This window comes from Intestinibacter sp. (assembly GCF_034113885.1).
GTDB lineage: Bacteria > Bacillota > Clostridia > Peptostreptococcales > Peptostreptococcaceae > Intestinibacter.
The window spans coordinates 12601-29666 of the sequence record NZ_JAXEWM010000004.1 but is presented as its reverse complement, the minus strand read 5'-3'; the positions used below and the strand labels follow the sequence as shown (position 1 = coordinate 29666).

The window sequence follows — 17066 nt, the reverse complement described above, 5'->3', positions numbered from 1 at the left end:
TCTTAAAAAATGTGGTTTTTCCAGAAGGATTGACAAACATAGGACAATTGGCTTTTAGATATTGTTCAAATTTATCAGATATAAATTTACCTGAGAGTCTAATACAAATAGATGGTTCTGCATTTGCCTATTGCACAGGCTTAGAAAGTATAACTATTCCTAAAAATGTAGAAACTATAGGAGACTATGCATTTTATGACTGTACAAATTTAAAAAATATAAATCTTTTAAATGGATTGAAAACTATAGGAGGTAGTGCATTTAGTTTTTGTGAGAACTTGGAAAATATAACTATTCCAGACACAGTTACAAGTATAGGAAAATCTGCTTTTTATTATTGTAGAAAATTATCAAGTATAACTATACCAAAAGATATAACAAGAATAGAAAATGGTGTTTTTGAGGAATGTAGAGGTTTAAAAAGTGTAAACCTTCCAGAAGGATTAACAAGTATAGGAGAAAGTGCTTTTGGAGTTTGTGAAAGTCTAGAAAGTATAACTATACCAGAAAATGTTGAAGATATAGGAGAATTTGCATTTTGGGGTTGTAGAGGCTTATCAAATATAAATATACCAGAAAAAATAACAACTATTAATAGTTCTGTGTTTAGAGGTTGTACTGGTTTAAAAAATATAATTATTCCAGAGACAGTAACAAGTATAGATAGTTATGTTTTTGAAGGCTGTACAGGTTTATCAAGTATAGTTATCCCAGAAACAGTAACAAGTATAGGAGTATGTGCTTTTCAAAATTGTACAGGTTTAAAAAGTATAAGCATACCAGAAGAAATTACAACTATAGGTTATGCAACTTTTCAAAATTGTACAAATTTATCAAGCATAAATCTTCCAAAAGAATTAGTAAGTATAGAAAGTTATGCTTTTTATGGTTGTACAAATCTAGAAAGTATAAATATCCCGGAAGGTGTTACAACTATAGAGAGTTATGTTTTTTCTAATTGTCAAAAATTAAAAAATATAAAAATTCCAAAGGGAATAACAAATATAGAATGTGCTACTTTTGAAAATTGCACAAATTTATCAAATGTAGATCTTCCAGAAGGAGTAGAAATTATAGGAATTTATGCTTTTTCTAATTGTACAAGCTTGTCAAGTATAGATCTTCCGAAAAGTGTAACAACTATAGGAAAATATGCTTTTGAAGAATGTGCAAACTTAGAAAGTATAGATATTCCAAAAGGAATAACAAGTATAGAAAAAGGTGTTTTTTATAACTGTAAAAATTTATCAAGCGTAACCATCCCAGAAGGAGTTACAACCATAGTAGAATATGCTTTTCAAAATTGTACAAGCTTATCAAGTGTAAATCTTCCAAAGAGTGTAACAACTATAGAAGGTGAGGCTTTTGAATATTGTACAGGCTTAGAAAAAGTAATTATTCCAAAGGAAGTAACAACTATAGAAGATATTGCTTTTTATCATTGTCAAAATCTAACTATATATGGTTATTCAGGTTCAGCTGCTGAAACATATGCAAAAAGATATGATATACCATTTAAGGAAATAGGAGAAGAAAAAATAACAGTAACTTTTAATCCAAATAATGGTGAAGATGTGATAACTAAAGAAGTAGATAAATACGCAACTTTAGATTATACACCAGAAGCACCAACTAAAGAAGGATATACATTTGTAGGATGGTATAGAGATATCGACAATACAACTACTGGATACCAAAATAATGCTACATATGAAGAAAATATAACGTATATAGCAAAATGGGCTCACGTTACAATGCTAGGAGCGCAAGTTAAAACAATAGTAGATGATAAGAGTGGTATAAGATTTGGTACAAAGATTTACGACGATGGAGATGAAATAGTAGAAAAAGGAACACTTATAATACCAGTAAGTGTATTAGGTAATCAAAAATTGACATTAGAAACTGCTCAAGTAGCTAAATCAGTAGCGAAGACTTTATATGATAAAAATGAACAAGAAAATTACGTTACATATTTAGGAACTTTGGTAGGTATAAAGAGAGCACAATTTAGTGCAGAAATTACAGCTAGTTCTTATGTTATTTATAGGGATAAGGCTGGAAATGAATATACAGTTTATTCACCTTATAAAAATGGTTCGACAAGTGTAAATAAATTATTAGGATTATAAAATTACAGTATTATTAGTTGTGTGATATAAAAGCATCATGTAGATAAATTCTATGTGGTGCTTTTATTTTGAAGTTATTGTTGATATTTAGATTTAAATGTAGAAAGTGAAATTATTAAAAAAAGTAGTACTACTTTCTATACTCCTAAAATACTACTGAAAAAATGTAAGCTTAAGGATAAAATGAAAGTATATACACTAAAAAGTTAAATTTGTATTTTAGAATTTATTATCGCCAGTTATTTTTTGATCATAAAATATGTAAAACATGACATTATATGTTAATATATACATATATAGGCTTGTTTTAAAGTGATAAAAAGCAATAAAAAAGGATAAAAGTAACTGTGAAAATATAACTATTTTACATTATATTGACAAATGCGGTAAAAGAAATGTAGAATTTAAATAAATTCTAAAATAAAAAAATTCAAAAGACAATTTTTGAGACGGGAGGTAAAAGTGGAAGAAACAATTGATTTAAGAGAGCTATTTAAAATAATAAAAAGAAAAATATGGATGATAGTTTTAATAGGACTTATTTTTGGTATAGTAAGTGGAGTAGTAAGTGTATTTTTTATTACACCTATGTATCAATCAAGCACTACTTTAATTGTTAATAAAGAAAATAGCAATTCAGAAACGCAATTGTCTAATAGTGATGATATAAATTATGTCCAAAAGCTAGCTTATACATATAGTGAGATAATAACATCTAGAGCTGTACTTGGAAAAACAATAAGTCAGTTAGGATTAGATATTTCCTACAAAAAGCTAGCATCATGTGTAACTGTTACTAATATAACTAATACCCAAATAATAAAAGTAGATGTTCTATATAAGGATCCTAAAACTGCTAGAGAAATATGTGACACGATTCCAGCTGTTTTTGATAAAGAAATCCAACGAATAATGAAGGTAAGTGGTGTAGAAGTTATAGATAAGGCTATAGTTTCTAGTTCTCCAGTAAAACCAAATAAAATCAAAAATGTTATTTTAGCAAGTGCATTTGGCGTTCTTTTAGGTATATGCATAGCGATTGTTCAATCTCTGATGGATACAAAAATAAAAACTTCATCAGATATTAAAGAACATTTAGATATACCTGTTTTAGGTATAATACCAAAGCAAAAATAATTGGTTTATTAGGAGGTAATGATGAGAACTATAGATAGATTAGATGGAAAATCACCGATAGTAGAGGCTTATAGAAGTATTAGAACTAATATTGAGTATGCTAATTTAGATAAAAAGTTAAAGGTTATTTTAGTAACTAGTACTCAACAAAATGAAGGAAAAAGTACAATTATTGCAAACTTAGCTATTAGTTTTTCTAGTTTACAGGATAAGAAAATACTATTAATAGATGGAGATTTAAGAAATCCAAGCTTACATAGGATATTTGAACTGAGTAATTCAAAAGGGATGATGGATGTTTTAAAAGGAGACAAAGCTTTAGATAAAGTAATTTATCACCTACAAAAAGGAAAATTAGACTTATTGACAACAGGTATAATGCCTCCAAATCCTGGAGAAGTACTAGTGACAGATAGAATGAAATCATTTATAGAAGAAATAAGAGAAGATTATGATTATATTTTTATTGATTCACCACCTGTAGGAATAGTATCAGATGCAAGTGTACTTTCACAGCTAAGTGATGGAGTTGTATTTGTAATATCTTCTGGAGAAGTAGAAATGGATTTTGCCAAATTAGCTAAGGAAAAGTTAATGAATGTAGACGCAAAAATTTTAGGGGCAGTATTAAATAAATACGAAAGCCATAACTCAGATTATGGATACTATTATGGTGAATACTATGGAGAAAAAAAGAAAAAGAAATTAAGTAAAAAGAATATATTTAAAAGAAAAAAACGTTTAAAAATTAAAAAAGCTTAAAAATGCATGAAATGAAAAATAAATTTATAATATGGAAATTAAATTATAAAAGGGTTATTAAATGAGGGGAGTATTTAATTAGGAGGAGGTTACAATGAATAAAACATCAACTTTTAAAAATAAAAATAGAGTTGAAATTAAGTTTTATGCTTTTGTAAAAAGAACGCTAGATATATTAGTAGCTTTTCTCGGTATTGTAATTTTATTTCCTATTTTTTTAATTATATCTATAGCTATAAAAATGGATTCAAAGGGGCCAGTTATATTTAGCCAAAAGAGATACGGCATAAATAAAACTACTTTTAATATTTATAAATTTAGAACTATGGATGTTTTGGCACCTAAAAATGTGGCTACTAAAGATTTAGGAGATTCGAAAAAGTACATAACGAAATTAGGAAGCATACTTAGAAAGACTTCTTTAGACGAACTTCCACAGCTTATAAACATTTTAATTGGACAGATGAGCATTATAGGTCCTAGACCTGTAATTTTGGAAGAATATAATTTAATAAATGAAAGAGAAAAATACGGTGCAAATGCTGTGAAGCCAGGACTTACAGGATGGGCACAGGTTAATGGAAGAGATAGATTAGATGACGAAACAAAGGCAAAATACGATGGCGAGTATGTAGAGAACTTTGGTTTTGTTATGGATTTGAAGTGCTTTTTTAGGACTATATTTCTTGTGTTCAGTAAGGATGGGATTGTAGATGGAAGTGAAGTATCTGAGAAGAATTTAGAAGAAAATACTATTGGTATTAAAAATATTTCAACAAAATAAGGGAGATTAATTAAAAATGATAAATGTATTTATTTTAGGCTCAAGAGGAATTCCAGCAAAATACGGCGGATTTGAGACCTTTGTAGATAAACTTACAGAAAATTCAACTTCAAAAAATATTAAATATCACGTTTCTTGTAGAGCAGAAGATGAAAGTGAATTTGAATATAATAATGCAAGATGTTTTAATATTAAGCTTCCTAATATAGGTTCAGCACAAGCGATATATTATGATTTTTTGTCAATAAAAACTAGTTTGAAGTATATAGAAGAAAACAATATAGAAAATCCAATTATTTATATTTTGGGATGTAGTATAGGTCCATTTTTATCAGTATATATGAAAAAAATAAGAAAATTAAACGTTAAGCTATTTATAAATCCAGATGGATTAGAGCATAAACGTTTAAAATGGAATTATTGGGTAAGAAAATATCTAAAATATTCAGAAAAAATAATGGTAAAATATGCAGATTTAGTAATATGTGATTCTTTAAATATAGAAAAATATATAAAAGAAGAATATAAAAAATACAATCCAAAGACAGATTTTATCGCATATGGAGCTGAATTCAAAAAGGATATTTCTAGTGAAAATACTGAAAAGCTAAATAATTGGTATCAGGAAAAAGGACTCGAAGAAGGACAGTATTATTTATCTGTAGGTAGATTTGTTCCTGAAAATAATTATGAAACTATGATTAAGGAATTTATGAAATCAAATACAGAAAAGGATTTTGCTATAATAACAAATTATGAAAATAACAAGCTTTATGAAGATTTAAAAGCTAAAACTAATTTTCAAAATGATAAAAGAATAAAATTTGTAGGAACTGTTTATGATCAAGAGCTTTTGCTAAAAATCAGAGAAAATGCTTATGGTTATATACATGGGCATGAAGTAGGAGGTACTAATCCTTCATTGCTTGAAGCACTTGCAACTACAAAGTTAAATTTATTATTTGGAGTAGGATTTAATAGAGAGGTAGCAGATGATGCTGGAATTTATTGGACTAAAGAGGATGGCAGCTTAAGTAATTTAATAAATCATGCAGATTGTCTATCTGATGAAAAAATAGAAGATTATTCCAAAAAATCAAAGGATAGAATAAAAAATCACTATAATTGGCCAATGATCACAGAAAAATATGAAAAATTATTTGAAGATACTTCATTATTCTCTAGGGTTTCCGCCTTATAGAACAGGAGGACTTACTAAGTATTCTATCGATTTGATGGAAGAGGAGTATAATCAGGGACATCAGATTTTATTGCTTTGGCCAGGTCAAATAAAATCTTACAATGAAAATCCTGTTATAAAGAAAAGAAAATCACAAAATAATATTCAAAGCTTCGAAATAATAAATCCACTACCAGTTTCATTGATGGGAGGAATTAAAGAATTTGATGCTTATATGAAGCCATGTGACAAAAGCACTTATTATGAGTTTTTAAAATCACAGAAACCAGATATAATACATTTGCATACATTGATGGGACTTCATATAGAATTTTTACAGGCAGCTAGGGATTTAAATATCAAGGTTGTTTTTACAACACATGATTATTTTGGATTATGCCCAAAGGTGACTTTTCTTTATAAAAATAAAATTTGTTTTGAACTTCTAAATTCTAATGATTGCCAGTGTTTAAATTGTGAGGAATGTAATAAAAACGCATTATCTTTAAATAAGATTAAGCTTTTACAGTCACCAATTTATAGATTGGTTAAAAATACAAAGATAGTAAAAAAATCTAGAAGAAAGTTTAACTCAAATACTCAAGCTAATGAATTCGAATATTCTGAAGAGAATGCGTTGAGTACAGATCAAGTTGAAAATTACAAAAAATTAAGAATGTATTATTTTAATATGTTTGAAAAAATAGATAAATTTCATTTTAACAGTACTAATACAGAAAACATATATAAGAAATTTTTAAATATAAAAAATAGTAGTGTTATATCTATAACTCATTCAGATATTAAAGACAACATTGTTGAAAAGAGCTTTAAAGATATACTTAAAATCACTTATTTAGGTCAAGTATCAGAGTATAAAGGATTCTTTTTATTGAAGGAAGTTTTAGATGAGATATATCTAGAAGGATATCATAATTTTTCTTTAAATATATCTTCAATTCCACCTGAGGTTGAACCTTATATGAATGTAATTGGAGACTATAGCTATGATGACTTGAATCAAATTTTTAAAAAGACTGATTTATTAATAGTTCCGAGCTTATGTAAAGAAACTTTTAGTTTCGTAACTTTAGAAGCATTGAGTTATGGAGTACCAGTTTTAATAAGCGATAATGTGGGTGCAAAAGATATCGTAGAAGATAATAAAAGTGGATTTATTATAAATATGAATAAAAATGAATTAAAACAAAGCATTTTAAAACTATATGAGTCGAGGGAGATATTAATTAATATGAATAGATATATTATAGAAAATTATAGACCATTATTGATTGAAGAGCATGTAAAATTCATTTTAGATTTTTATTTAATAATATAATTAGAAATTATAATAAAAGGGAGATTAAATAATCAATGAATGATAATTTAAAAACAGGATTTGTAATATTAAATTATAACGATTATAGTACCACAATTAAGCTTATCAAAAGTATAAAAAATTATAAATCTATTGATTTAATAGTAATAGTTGATAATTGTTCAACAGATGATTCTTATGAAAAGTTGTATAAATATGTAGATAGTAAAACTATTTTAATAAAATCAGATAAAAATGGTGGATATGCATATGGAAATAATTTGGGAATTCGATATTTAGTAGAAAATAATGAATGTGATATTATATTTATTTCAAATCCAGATGTAGAATTTGAAGAAGATTTAATTTTAGAAATAAAGAAACAATTTAAAACGAATTCTAAGTATTCCGTATTATCAGGTGTTATGCTGGATATAAATGGAGACAAGGTAAAAGCACCTTATTGGAATATTCCAAGTTATATGTATGACTTGTTAGATTATTTTTTTATAGGAAGAAGGATAAATAAGAAGAGATTTATTGTAGATTATAAACAAGATATTATGCAGGTTGAGGTAATACCAGGATCGTTTTTGGGCATTAAAGCAGATGTAATAAAGGATATAGGTTATTATGATGAAAATACCTTTTTATATTGTGAAGAAATTATTTTAGCAAAGAAATTACAAAATGAGGGTTATAAAAGTGGATTAATAACAGGAATTTCTTATAAGCATATGCATTCTGTATCTATAAAGAAAACTTTTAAGAAAATAGATACAATTAAAATTTTTTATGATTCTAAACTTTATTACAATAAAGAGTACAATAAGGTTGGCAAATTTAGAGAAAATATATTAAAAATAGCTGCAAAAATTTCATTATTAGAATATAAAGTTTTGGAAAAGATTTGTAAATAAAAATCTAAGAGAATTTAAAGAGGTTAGAAATGAAAAAAATAAAATTTATAGGAAATATACCAATTGCATTTATATTATTATCATTTGCAGGTATATTTTTAGTAAGTGAATCAGCAAATAGAATGCTTTTATTTATTACAAGTGCATATTTTTTATATTTAGTTATATCTATAAATAAAATAGTTGTAAAGGATATAGAAGTAATAGGTGTATTGTTTATGATTTTAATCTTAGGAATTTTTATGTCGCTTGTGCATATGAATGATTATTCACTGAGAAATATACTTAGGGATATATTCTATGTACTAAATCCAATAGTATTTATTTGGACAGGTGTTACATTTAAATATAAGTATGGAGAAAAGTTTGATATTTTCAAGATTATAGTTTATATAGCTGTTATTTCTTCTATAATAAATTTACTTCAAATAGCTAAAGAGCCTAGGATTTTACAGGTTTCATCTATATATGTTTTTAGAAATTATATAGAAATTATCAATGCATATACTATTTTAATTGCAATTGTACTTTTATTTACAAATGATTATATAAAAAATGAATGTAATTTTGGGATATTTAAACTTAATTTATTTAGAACAATTTGTATTTCATCTTTTATAATAGATTTTTCTAGAACAAATTATATTTGTTTATTTATTATATTATGTCCATTTATTATTCCTATGATAAAGAAAAATATATTTGAGTTAAGAAAATTAGTATATGTAATAATCTTACTTTTATTAGCTAATTTAATTATGCCGGATTTAATGGAAACTCTTTTTGATAAAATAATGAGAAGTATTTCTGAAGTAAATGCATCTATAAATTGGGGTGATTCAAGTGAGATAGTTAATAATTGGAGAGGATATGAGATTTATAAAGCACAGAATGTATATTTTGAAGGAAATTGGTTTGAACAGCTATTCGGATATGGATTTGGTAAATTAATACCTGTAGGAATATTTTCAGAATTAGTTGGAGTTGATACTGCAGAAGGTGGTATTACTATATTACATAATGGATACTATATGATGCTTATAAAATGTGGAATTGCAGGTGTTGTACTTTATGCATCAGTTTATTTAGTTGGAATAAGAAAAATGATTATCAGAATAAAAAACAATAAAGAAAATAAATTAAGTCCATATGAACCTAAATTACTTTTGGGTATGTGTATAGCATTTTTATTTAGTACTTATGTAACAACAGGAATTATAAATAACAAAACAGATTTTATTGGTTGTTTTTTAATTGGATATTTATCATATTTACCATCTAAGAAAAGCTGTGAAAAACAAGTAGAGAATAAAAAAATATCTTGAGAAATGTAGGTGACAGATTGAATACTAAATTTAAAAGCATTTTAGAAAATATAACATATACATTTATTGCTAATATATTTACTATGTTAATATCTGTGATAATGACGTTGATACTGCCTAAATTTTTAGGGGTAACAGAGTATTCATATTATCAATTGTATATATTTTTTATATCATATGTAGGTTTTTTTCATTTTGGATGGATAGATGGAATTTATTTAAAAATAGGTGGTATGGAATACGACGACCTAAATAAAAATAGATATGTATCTCAATTTTGGCTATTAAATATTTTTGAAATAATTATAGCTTTTGTAGTATCTATATTTGCAGTGCGCTTTATAAAGGATGTGGACAAGAGTTTTATATTAGTAGCTACTACTATTTGTGGAGTTATCACAATACTTAGAACATATTTATTGTTTATATTGCAATCTACAAATAGAATAAAAGAATATGCTAAATATACGAGAATGGATAGATTCATTTATTTTGTATTAGTAATACTTTTTTTATTCTTGGGCTTTGATAATTATAAATTTATATTGTATATAGATATATTTTCCAAATTAGTAGCGTTGATCTTATGTATAGGTCAAACAAAGGATATAGTATTTGGAAAAATAAGCATAGATAAAAATATATTTCTTGAAATTTTTGACAACATAAGTATAGGAATAAAATTAATGTTGGCTAATATAGCCAGTATGTTGATTATTGGAGTGGTTAGATTTGGAATTCAAAATAATTGGGATATAGAGACATTTGGAAAAGTATCCTTAACTCTAAATATATCAAACTTACTTATGACATTTATAAATGCAGTGGCTGTAATAATGTTTCCATTATTGAGAAGGGAGGAAGAAAGTAATCTTCCTAAAATTTATACAATGCTTAGAAATACATTGATGTTATTTCTATATATGATGTTAATTTTTTATTATCCGATGAAGTTAATTTTATCGGCATGGCTTCCTCAATATGCTGATAGCTTGAGATATATGGCACTTTTATTTCCTATTTGTATATACGAAAGTAAAATGTCTATGCTTGTAAATACTTATCTAAAATCATTTAGAAAAGAAAAATACATGTTGATAATAAACGCTATTTCTCTTATTTTAAGTATAGTATTGACAGTAGTTAGTGTATTTATACTTAACAATTTAACATTAGCTATTTTATCTATAGTATTTTTATTAGGATTTAGATGTATATTGGGAGAGATTGTCTTGACTAAGACAATGGATATTTCGATTTGTAAAGATATAATTTTAGAAACAGCTTTGACTTTAATTTTTATAGGCTCTAGCTGGTTTATAGACAATATATTCTGCTTAGTGATATATATTTGTTTCTATCTAATTTATGTATTTATAAAAAGAAAAGAAATAAAAGAAACTATGATGATATTTAGTAAATTTGTAAGACAGTAAATTATATTTAGAAGGGAGTGATTCTTTGAAAGGTATAATACTTGCGGGGGGAAGTGGTACTCGTTTATACCCGTTGACAAAAGTAACTAGCAAACAGCTTTTACCCGTTTATGATAAGCCTATGATTTATTATCCGCTTTCAACATTGATGTTAGCTGGAATAAGAGAAATTCTGATTATATCAACAGGTGAAGATATAGATAGATTTAAAACTCTATTAGGTGATGGTAGCCAATATGGAATAAGTATTAGCTATAAGATTCAGAAAAAACCTGAAGGATTAGCGCAGGCATTTATAATAGGTGAAGAATTTATAGGAGATGATTCTTGTGCGATGATATTAGGTGATAATATATTTTACGGTAATGGATTCACTAAGATGTTAAAAAAAGCAGCTAGTCAAACTAGTGGGGCCACTATTTTTGGATATTATGTAGACGATCCGAGAAGATTCGGAGTAGTTGAATTTGATGAAAATGGTAAGGCTATCTCTATAGAGGAAAAGCCACAAAATCCAAAATCTAATTATTGTGTAACTGGACTTTATTTTTACGATAATAAAGTCGTGGACATAGCTAAAAAAATAAAGCCTTCCGAAAGAGGAGAATTAGAAATAACTGATGTAAATAAAGTTTATTTAGAGTCAGATGAACTAGAGGTTTTAACATTGGGCAGAGGCTTTGCATGGATTGATGCTGGAACTATAGATTCTCTAAGTGAAGCAAGTGAATTTATTAGAATTGTAGAAAAAAAACAGGGAATAAAGATTGCCGCAATAGAAGAAATTGCATTCAAAAATAATTGGATAGACAAGCAGCAATTGCTAAAGCTTGCAGATTTATATAAAAAGACAGATTATGGGAAACATTTAAAAAATGTGGCAAATGGAAAATATTTATATTAAATAATATAGGTATTTGTAAGGAGGAAAGACAGTGAAGATAGTTGTAACAGGTGGAGCCGGATTTATAGGTTCAAATTTTATTTATTATATGATGGACAAATACAAGGATTACACAATTATTTGTATAGATAAATTGACTTATGCAGGAAATATGTCTACATTATCAGGTGTAATAGAAAATAAAAATTTTAAATTTATAAAAGCAGATATATGCGATGCAGAAAAAATGGATAGAGTTTTTAAAGAAGAAAAGCCTGATATAGTTGTGAATTTCGCTGCAGAAAGCCATGTAGATCGCTCTATATCAAATCCAAATGTGTTTTTAGAAACAAATATAATGGGGACATCTGTACTACTAGAGTGTTGTAGAAAATACGATGTCGGTAGATATCATCAAATATCAACTGATGAGGTTTATGGTGATTTGCCTCTTGATAGAAAGGACTTATCTTTTAGTGAAGATAGCCCTTTGAAGCCTTCGAGTCCTTATTCAGCTTCTAAAACAAGTGCAGATTTGTTAGTATTAGCGTATTTTAGAACTTATGGGTTGCCTGTTACTATTTCAAGATGCTCTAACAACTATGGACCTTATCATTTTCCAGAAAAATTAATACCTCTTATAACACTGAAGGCATTAAACGACGAAAAGCTTCCAATTTACGGAGATGGCAAAAATGTTAGAGATTGGATTTATGTGAAAGACCATTGTAGGGCGATTGATTTAATTTTACATAAAGGAAAAATAGGCGAGATTTATAATGTTGGTGGAAATAGTGAAAAAAGCAATTTAGAGGTAGTAAAAACTATACTAAATATATTAGGAAAAAGCGAGGACTTAATCGAATTTGTGCCAGATAGATTAGGTCACGATAGACGATATGCTATAAATAATCATAAGATTGAGACAGAGCTAGGATTTAAAAGAGAAGTAACATTTGAACAAGGTATAGAACAAACTGTAAATTGGTATTTAAATAATGAGCAATGGTGGAAAATGTGTTTATGTAAGGAGTAAGTAAAATGAAAATTTTAATTACAGGAATAAATGGACAATTGGGATACGATCTAGTTAGAGTTTTAAAGGAAGATAATCATGAGATAATAGGAACTACTAGAGAAACGATGGATATAACTGATTTTGAAAAGGTTAAACAGGTTATCGAGGAAGTTAACCCTGAAATGATTATCCACTGTGCTGCTTATACTGCTGTCGATAAGGCGGAAACAGAGGCTGACATGTGTGAAAATATAAATGTATTTGCCACAGAAAATTTAGCTAAATTATGCAGTCAAAAAGATATAAAATTTATGTATTTTAGCACAGACTATGTATTTAATGGTCAAGGAAATAGCTTCTTCAATCCTGAAGATAAAATAGAAAAACAGCTAAACGTATATGGAAGAACAAAATATGAAGGCGAATTAGCAGTACAAAAATATCTAGATAAATTTTTTATAATTAGAATATCGTGGGTATTTGGAGTTAATGGAAATAACTTCATAAAAACAATGATAAGACTTGGAAAAGAAAAAAAATCAATAAGTGTAGTAGCTGATCAAATTGGTTCTCCTACATATACATACGATCTAGCACAATTAGTCAGAAGTATGGTAAACAGTGAAAAATACGGAATATACCATGCGACTAATGAAGGAATTTGCTCATGGTATGAATTTGCATTAGATATATTTAAAAAGCTAAATATAAAAATCGATGTAAATCCTGTAACTTCAGAAGAATATATTACAGCAGCTAAAAGACCAAAAAATAGTCGATTGAGCAAAGAAAAATTAGTCCAAAATGGATTTAAGAAATTACCTTCATGGCAAGATGCTTTAGATCGATATTTACAAGAATTAAATTATTTATAATAAGGGGATGGCGATATGTCGAAGTTTAAAATTACTAAATGTGAAATAGATGGATTATATATATTAGAGCCTAAGGCTTTTTACGATGAGAGAGGTTATTTTATGGAGACTTATAACCAAAACGATTTTGAAGAATTAGGCTTAGATATGAAATTTGTACAAGATAACGAATCAAAAAGTAAAAAAGGAGTTTTGAGAGGTCTTCATTTTCAAAAAAAACATCCTCAAGGGAAATTAGTCAGAGTAATCAAAGGTGCAGTTTACGATGTAGCAGTTGATATTAGAAAAGATTCAAAAACTTTTGGAAAATGGGCAGGAGTAGAATTATCTGAAGAAAATAAGAAACAATTTTATATTCCAGAAGGCTTTGCACATGGTTTTTTAGTATTGTCTGATGAAGCACAATTTGTATATAAATGCACTGACTTTTACCATCCAGAAGATGAAGGTGGAATTATATATAATGATAGCACTATAAATATATCTTGGCCTATATCAGACGATATGGAGATTGTAATATCAGAAAAAGATAAAAAATGGGGGGGATTAGAAGAATATGCTAAATTATAATTATAATTTTTTTATACAATTAGTAAATTCTTTTATAAATAATAAACCTGTAAAGCCTGAAGCTGATGTAGATTGGGATGAAATTATTAGATTAGCAAAGATAAATAACTTATTAGGCATTATATTTACATGTGTAGATAAAATGGACAAAGTTTATAGACCTAGAGAAGAATTATATAAAGCATTAAAAAAATCTTTTTTAATTCAAGTTAGAAATAGTGATCAAATAGAGATGTATATAAAAAAAGTTTTAAATGCTTTTGAAAAAGAAAATATAGATCATATATTCTTGAAAGGATATGAAATTAAGCATTGCTATCCTATACCAGAACTGAGATCAATGTCTGATGTAGATGTTGTGATAAGAAGAGAAGATAGACAAAAATCAGATAGAGTTCTAAAAGAATTAGGATATGAGGGTAATTATACAAATTGCGAGGTATGGGATTATAGAAAAAAAATCTCATACATAGAGGTACATACTAGCATGGTATCTGATGAAATCAAGCAGGGAATTGACTATGGTGAGTATTTTTCAAATCCATGGGAACATTCATTATTAAAAAATAAAAATACATATAAATTAGATGATGAGTATCATTTAATATTCCTTTTAGTTCATATGGCAAAGCATTTTGCAGAATGTGGCTGTGGCGTAAGAATGTTTTTAGATATAGACTTTTATCTTAAGAAATACGCTAAAAACTTGAATTGGAATTATATTTGGGGTGAATTAAATAAATTGGAACTAGTTACATTTACAGAAATTATTTTTACCCTATGTAATAAATGGTTTAATAGTGAAATTCCTATAGAGCCTATTGAATTAGAAAGTGATTTTTATGAAAAAATAACAGAAAATGTCTTATTAGGAGGAGTTTTCGGATTTGAACTTTCAAATTACAAGCTCGGAATGGTAAGACAGGATTTGAATAAAAGTAATTCCTATTTCAAATCCTCTTTGAAAATATGTAAAAGGCTTATTTTTCCTTCATATGAGGAATTGATAAAGCAAAAGCAGTTTTCATATTTGGTAAATAGAAGATATTTAATTTTATTTACGTGGATTTATAGACTTTTTTATATTTTGATTACAAGAGGAAAGAAAAGTATGGGATATTTGAGTAGTATATTGTTTGGAAAAAGTAAAGTTGAAGAACAATCTGAAACTATGAATAAATTAGGTTTATAATGATTTTATAGTATAAGTATTATAAAATATAAAAAAGTAGTACTACTAATATTATACTAACAAAATTTGTATGTATGGAGTACAATCAAAGTATAGGAACAAAGGGAGAGTTAAAATGAAAATAAACGATGATTTTTACATGAAAGAAGTAGCAGGTCTAAATGTTGTTGTTGCGACAGGGGATTCTGCTGAAAATATGAATGCCATGATAAATTTAAATGAATCTGCTGCATTTTTATGGAGACAGTTAGAAGATGATATAACTAAGGAGGAATTAATAAAAAGACTAACTGAAGAATATGACGTGGATTATGAAAAAGCGAGCGCTTCTGTTGAAAAGTTTATTTCTAAATTAAACGAAATAGGATGCTTGAGTTTTTAAATAATTCATGTGATATAAATATTAATTTTAATAGGAGGAATAGTAAAATGAAAAAAGAATTTTTAGAACCAGAAGTAGAAGTTGTTGAATTCGAAGTTGCTCAAGGAATAGCTGTTGATGGTGAAGATCCAGAAAATCCAGTTGATCCAAATTCAAGTTGGGGTTGGTAAAAAATTTAATTAATTACAAAACAAGGAAGAACTGTAAGCTATGACTTTTTATAAGGCATAGTTTATAAAAAGGAGTTGTTATGGGAAAATATAAAATTGCAGATATGAAGATACTTATGGAAAATAGTGGAGACAAAACTGAAAAGCGAGCAGAAAAGTATTTGTATGATTATGAGGGAGAGCCTGATTTTAAATTGAGAATTGAAGAAAATGAATTTCCTGAAATGTATGAAAGTTATATAGAAAAATTTCCATATTCAGTAGAAGAATTTAATATGCAGGATTTTATACATGGTTTTTATGGTACATGTTTTGCCCGTGAAATATTGGAACATAATGGCTGCGTTTTGCATTCATCAGCTGTTGCAGTAGATGGAAAAGCGTATCTATTTTCTGCCCATAGTGGTACAGGTAAATCTACTCATACTTCTCTGTGGTTAGAACATTTTAAGGACAGAGCAGTTATAATAAATGACGATAAACCGTGCATAAGAGAAATAAATGATGAGTTATACGTTTACGGTACACCTTGGAGTGGAAAAAATGATATTAGTGTAAATGATAAGTTTAAATTAAAGGCAATTACATTTATATGTAGAAGTGATGAAAACTGGATAAGAGAGACATCTAAGCCAGAAGCAATTTCATTGTTTTTAACACAAAGCTATAAGCCTAGGGATAAAAAACATATGGATTTACTTTTGAATATGATAGACAAAATTTTTAGCAAAATCAAAATTTATAAAATGGGATGTAATATAAGTGAAGAGGCTGCTAAACTGTCATATGAGACTATGTCTAGAAATTAATCTAGTTTAAGATTTTTAAAATTTGAGAAAGGAGAATTTTCTTATGAAAAAAGAATTTATAGAACCTGAAATAGAAGTAGTAGAATTCGAAGTACAAGAATCCGTTGCTTATATAGATCCTAGTGGATGGATTATAAATCCAGAAAAGCCATGGAACTAAGAATATAATTACT

The 17066-nt window shown here is 27.3% G+C and carries 17 protein-coding genes; all 17 read left to right on the top strand.

What is annotated here, in order from left to right:
- Positions 1–2132, top strand: a 2132-nt coding sequence (locus SPD90_RS00395) for a leucine-rich repeat protein (protein ID WP_320923975.1), incomplete at its 5' end; no start/stop codon positions are given.
- A gap of 462 nt (positions 2133–2594) precedes the next feature.
- A complete protein-coding gene (locus SPD90_RS00390) occupies positions 2595–3269 on the top strand; it encodes a YveK family protein (protein ID WP_320923974.1) in 675 nt (224 codons plus the stop codon).
- 21 nt (positions 3270–3290) lie between these two features.
- Positions 3291–4031 (top strand): CpsD/CapB family tyrosine-protein kinase, encoded by a 741-nt coding sequence (locus SPD90_RS00385; protein ID WP_320624290.1) that lies wholly within the window; start codon positions 3291–3293, stop codon positions 4029–4031.
- Between the two features lie 94 nt (positions 4032–4125).
- A complete protein-coding gene (locus SPD90_RS00380) occupies positions 4126–4815 on the top strand; it encodes a sugar transferase (protein ID WP_320923973.1) in 690 nt (229 codons plus the stop codon).
- Between the two features lie 16 nt (positions 4816–4831).
- Positions 4832–6016, top strand: a complete 1185-nt coding sequence (gene cps2T, locus SPD90_RS00375; RefSeq protein ID WP_320923972.1) for a beta 1-4 rhamnosyltransferase Cps2T — start codon at positions 4832–4834, stop codon at positions 6014–6016.
- A complete protein-coding gene (locus SPD90_RS00370) occupies positions 5964–7334 on the top strand; it encodes a glycosyltransferase (protein WP_320923971.1) in 1371 nt (456 codons plus the stop codon). The genes cps2T and SPD90_RS00370 overlap by 53 nt, the downstream gene beginning before the upstream one ends.
- 35 nt (positions 7335–7369) lie before the next feature.
- Positions 7370–8233, top strand: coding sequence for a glycosyltransferase family 2 protein (locus tag SPD90_RS00365; RefSeq protein WP_320923970.1), 864 nt, complete (start codon positions 7370–7372; stop codon positions 8231–8233).
- Between the two features lie 29 nt (positions 8234–8262).
- Entirely contained in the window at positions 8263–9558 is a 1296-nt protein-coding gene (locus SPD90_RS00360) for an O-antigen ligase family protein (RefSeq protein WP_320923969.1), read from the top strand.
- A gap of 17 nt (positions 9559–9575) precedes the next feature.
- The gene (locus SPD90_RS00355; protein WP_320624641.1) at positions 9576–10994 is read left to right on the top strand and encodes a lipopolysaccharide biosynthesis protein; all 1419 of its coding nucleotides are present in this window, start codon (positions 9576–9578) and stop codon (positions 10992–10994) included.
- Between the two features lie 25 nt (positions 10995–11019).
- Complete coding sequence (rfbA, locus tag SPD90_RS00350; RefSeq protein WP_320923968.1) at positions 11020–11898, top strand: glucose-1-phosphate thymidylyltransferase RfbA; 879 nt, start codon at positions 11020–11022, stop codon at positions 11896–11898.
- 31 nt (positions 11899–11929) lie between these two features.
- A complete protein-coding gene (rfbB, locus tag SPD90_RS00345; RefSeq protein WP_320923967.1) occupies positions 11930–12913 on the top strand; it encodes a dTDP-glucose 4,6-dehydratase in 984 nt (327 codons plus the stop codon).
- Positions 12914–12918: 5 nt separating this feature from the next.
- Positions 12919–13770 carry a dTDP-4-dehydrorhamnose reductase gene (rfbD, locus tag SPD90_RS00340; protein ID WP_320923966.1) on the top strand — a complete coding sequence of 284 codons (852 nt, stop codon included), beginning with the start codon at positions 12919–12921 and terminating at the stop codon, positions 13768–13770.
- 15 nt (positions 13771–13785) lie between these two features.
- The gene (gene rfbC, locus SPD90_RS00335; protein ID WP_320923965.1) at positions 13786–14340 is read left to right on the top strand and encodes a dTDP-4-dehydrorhamnose 3,5-epimerase; all 555 of its coding nucleotides are present in this window, start codon (positions 13786–13788) and stop codon (positions 14338–14340) included.
- On the top strand, positions 14327–15532 hold the full coding sequence (locus SPD90_RS00330) for a nucleotidyltransferase domain-containing protein (protein ID WP_320923964.1): 1206 nt from the start codon (positions 14327–14329) through the stop codon (positions 15530–15532). Before rfbC ends, SPD90_RS00330 begins: the two co-directional genes overlap by 14 nt.
- 115 nt (positions 15533–15647) lie before the next feature.
- Positions 15648–15914, top strand: a complete 267-nt coding sequence (locus tag SPD90_RS00325; RefSeq protein WP_320923963.1) for a PqqD family protein — start codon at positions 15648–15650, stop codon at positions 15912–15914.
- A gap of 47 nt (positions 15915–15961) precedes the next feature.
- Positions 15962–16084: a hypothetical protein gene (locus SPD90_RS00320; RefSeq protein ID WP_320923962.1), complete on the top strand. Its 123-nt coding sequence runs from the start codon at positions 15962–15964 to the stop codon at positions 16082–16084.
- Between the two features lie 80 nt (positions 16085–16164).
- Positions 16165–16893: a hypothetical protein gene (locus SPD90_RS00315; protein ID WP_320923961.1), complete on the top strand. Its 729-nt coding sequence runs from the start codon at positions 16165–16167 to the stop codon at positions 16891–16893.
- Positions 16894–17066 lie beyond the last annotated feature (173 nt).

Coding starts and splice junctions, on each gene's coding strand:
- SPD90_RS00330 (WP_320923964.1), top strand. CDS start 14,327: ATGCTAAATTATAATTATAATTTTTTTATACAATTAGTAAATTCTTTT.
- rfbC (WP_320923965.1), top strand. CDS start 13,786: ATGTCGAAGTTTAAAATTACTAAATGTGAAATAGATGGATTATATATA.
- SPD90_RS00325 (WP_320923963.1), top strand. CDS start 15,648: ATGAAAATAAACGATGATTTTTACATGAAAGAAGTAGCAGGTCTAAAT.
- cps2T (WP_320923972.1), top strand. CDS start 4,832: ATGATAAATGTATTTATTTTAGGCTCAAGAGGAATTCCAGCAAAATAC.
- SPD90_RS00385 (WP_320624290.1), top strand. CDS start 3,291: ATGAGAACTATAGATAGATTAGATGGAAAATCACCGATAGTAGAGGCT.
- SPD90_RS00365 (WP_320923970.1), top strand. CDS start 7,370: ATGAATGATAATTTAAAAACAGGATTTGTAATATTAAATTATAACGAT.
- SPD90_RS00370 (WP_320923971.1), top strand. CDS start 5,964: ATGAAAAATTATTTGAAGATACTTCATTATTCTCTAGGGTTTCCGCCT.
- SPD90_RS00360 (WP_320923969.1), top strand. CDS start 8,263: ATGAAAAAAATAAAATTTATAGGAAATATACCAATTGCATTTATATTA.
- SPD90_RS00320 (WP_320923962.1), top strand. CDS start 15,962: ATGAAAAAAGAATTTTTAGAACCAGAAGTAGAAGTTGTTGAATTCGAA.
- rfbD (WP_320923966.1), top strand. CDS start 12,919: ATGAAAATTTTAATTACAGGAATAAATGGACAATTGGGATACGATCTA.
- SPD90_RS00315 (WP_320923961.1), top strand. CDS start 16,165: ATGGGAAAATATAAAATTGCAGATATGAAGATACTTATGGAAAATAGT.
- SPD90_RS00380 (WP_320923973.1), top strand. CDS start 4,126: ATGAATAAAACATCAACTTTTAAAAATAAAAATAGAGTTGAAATTAAG.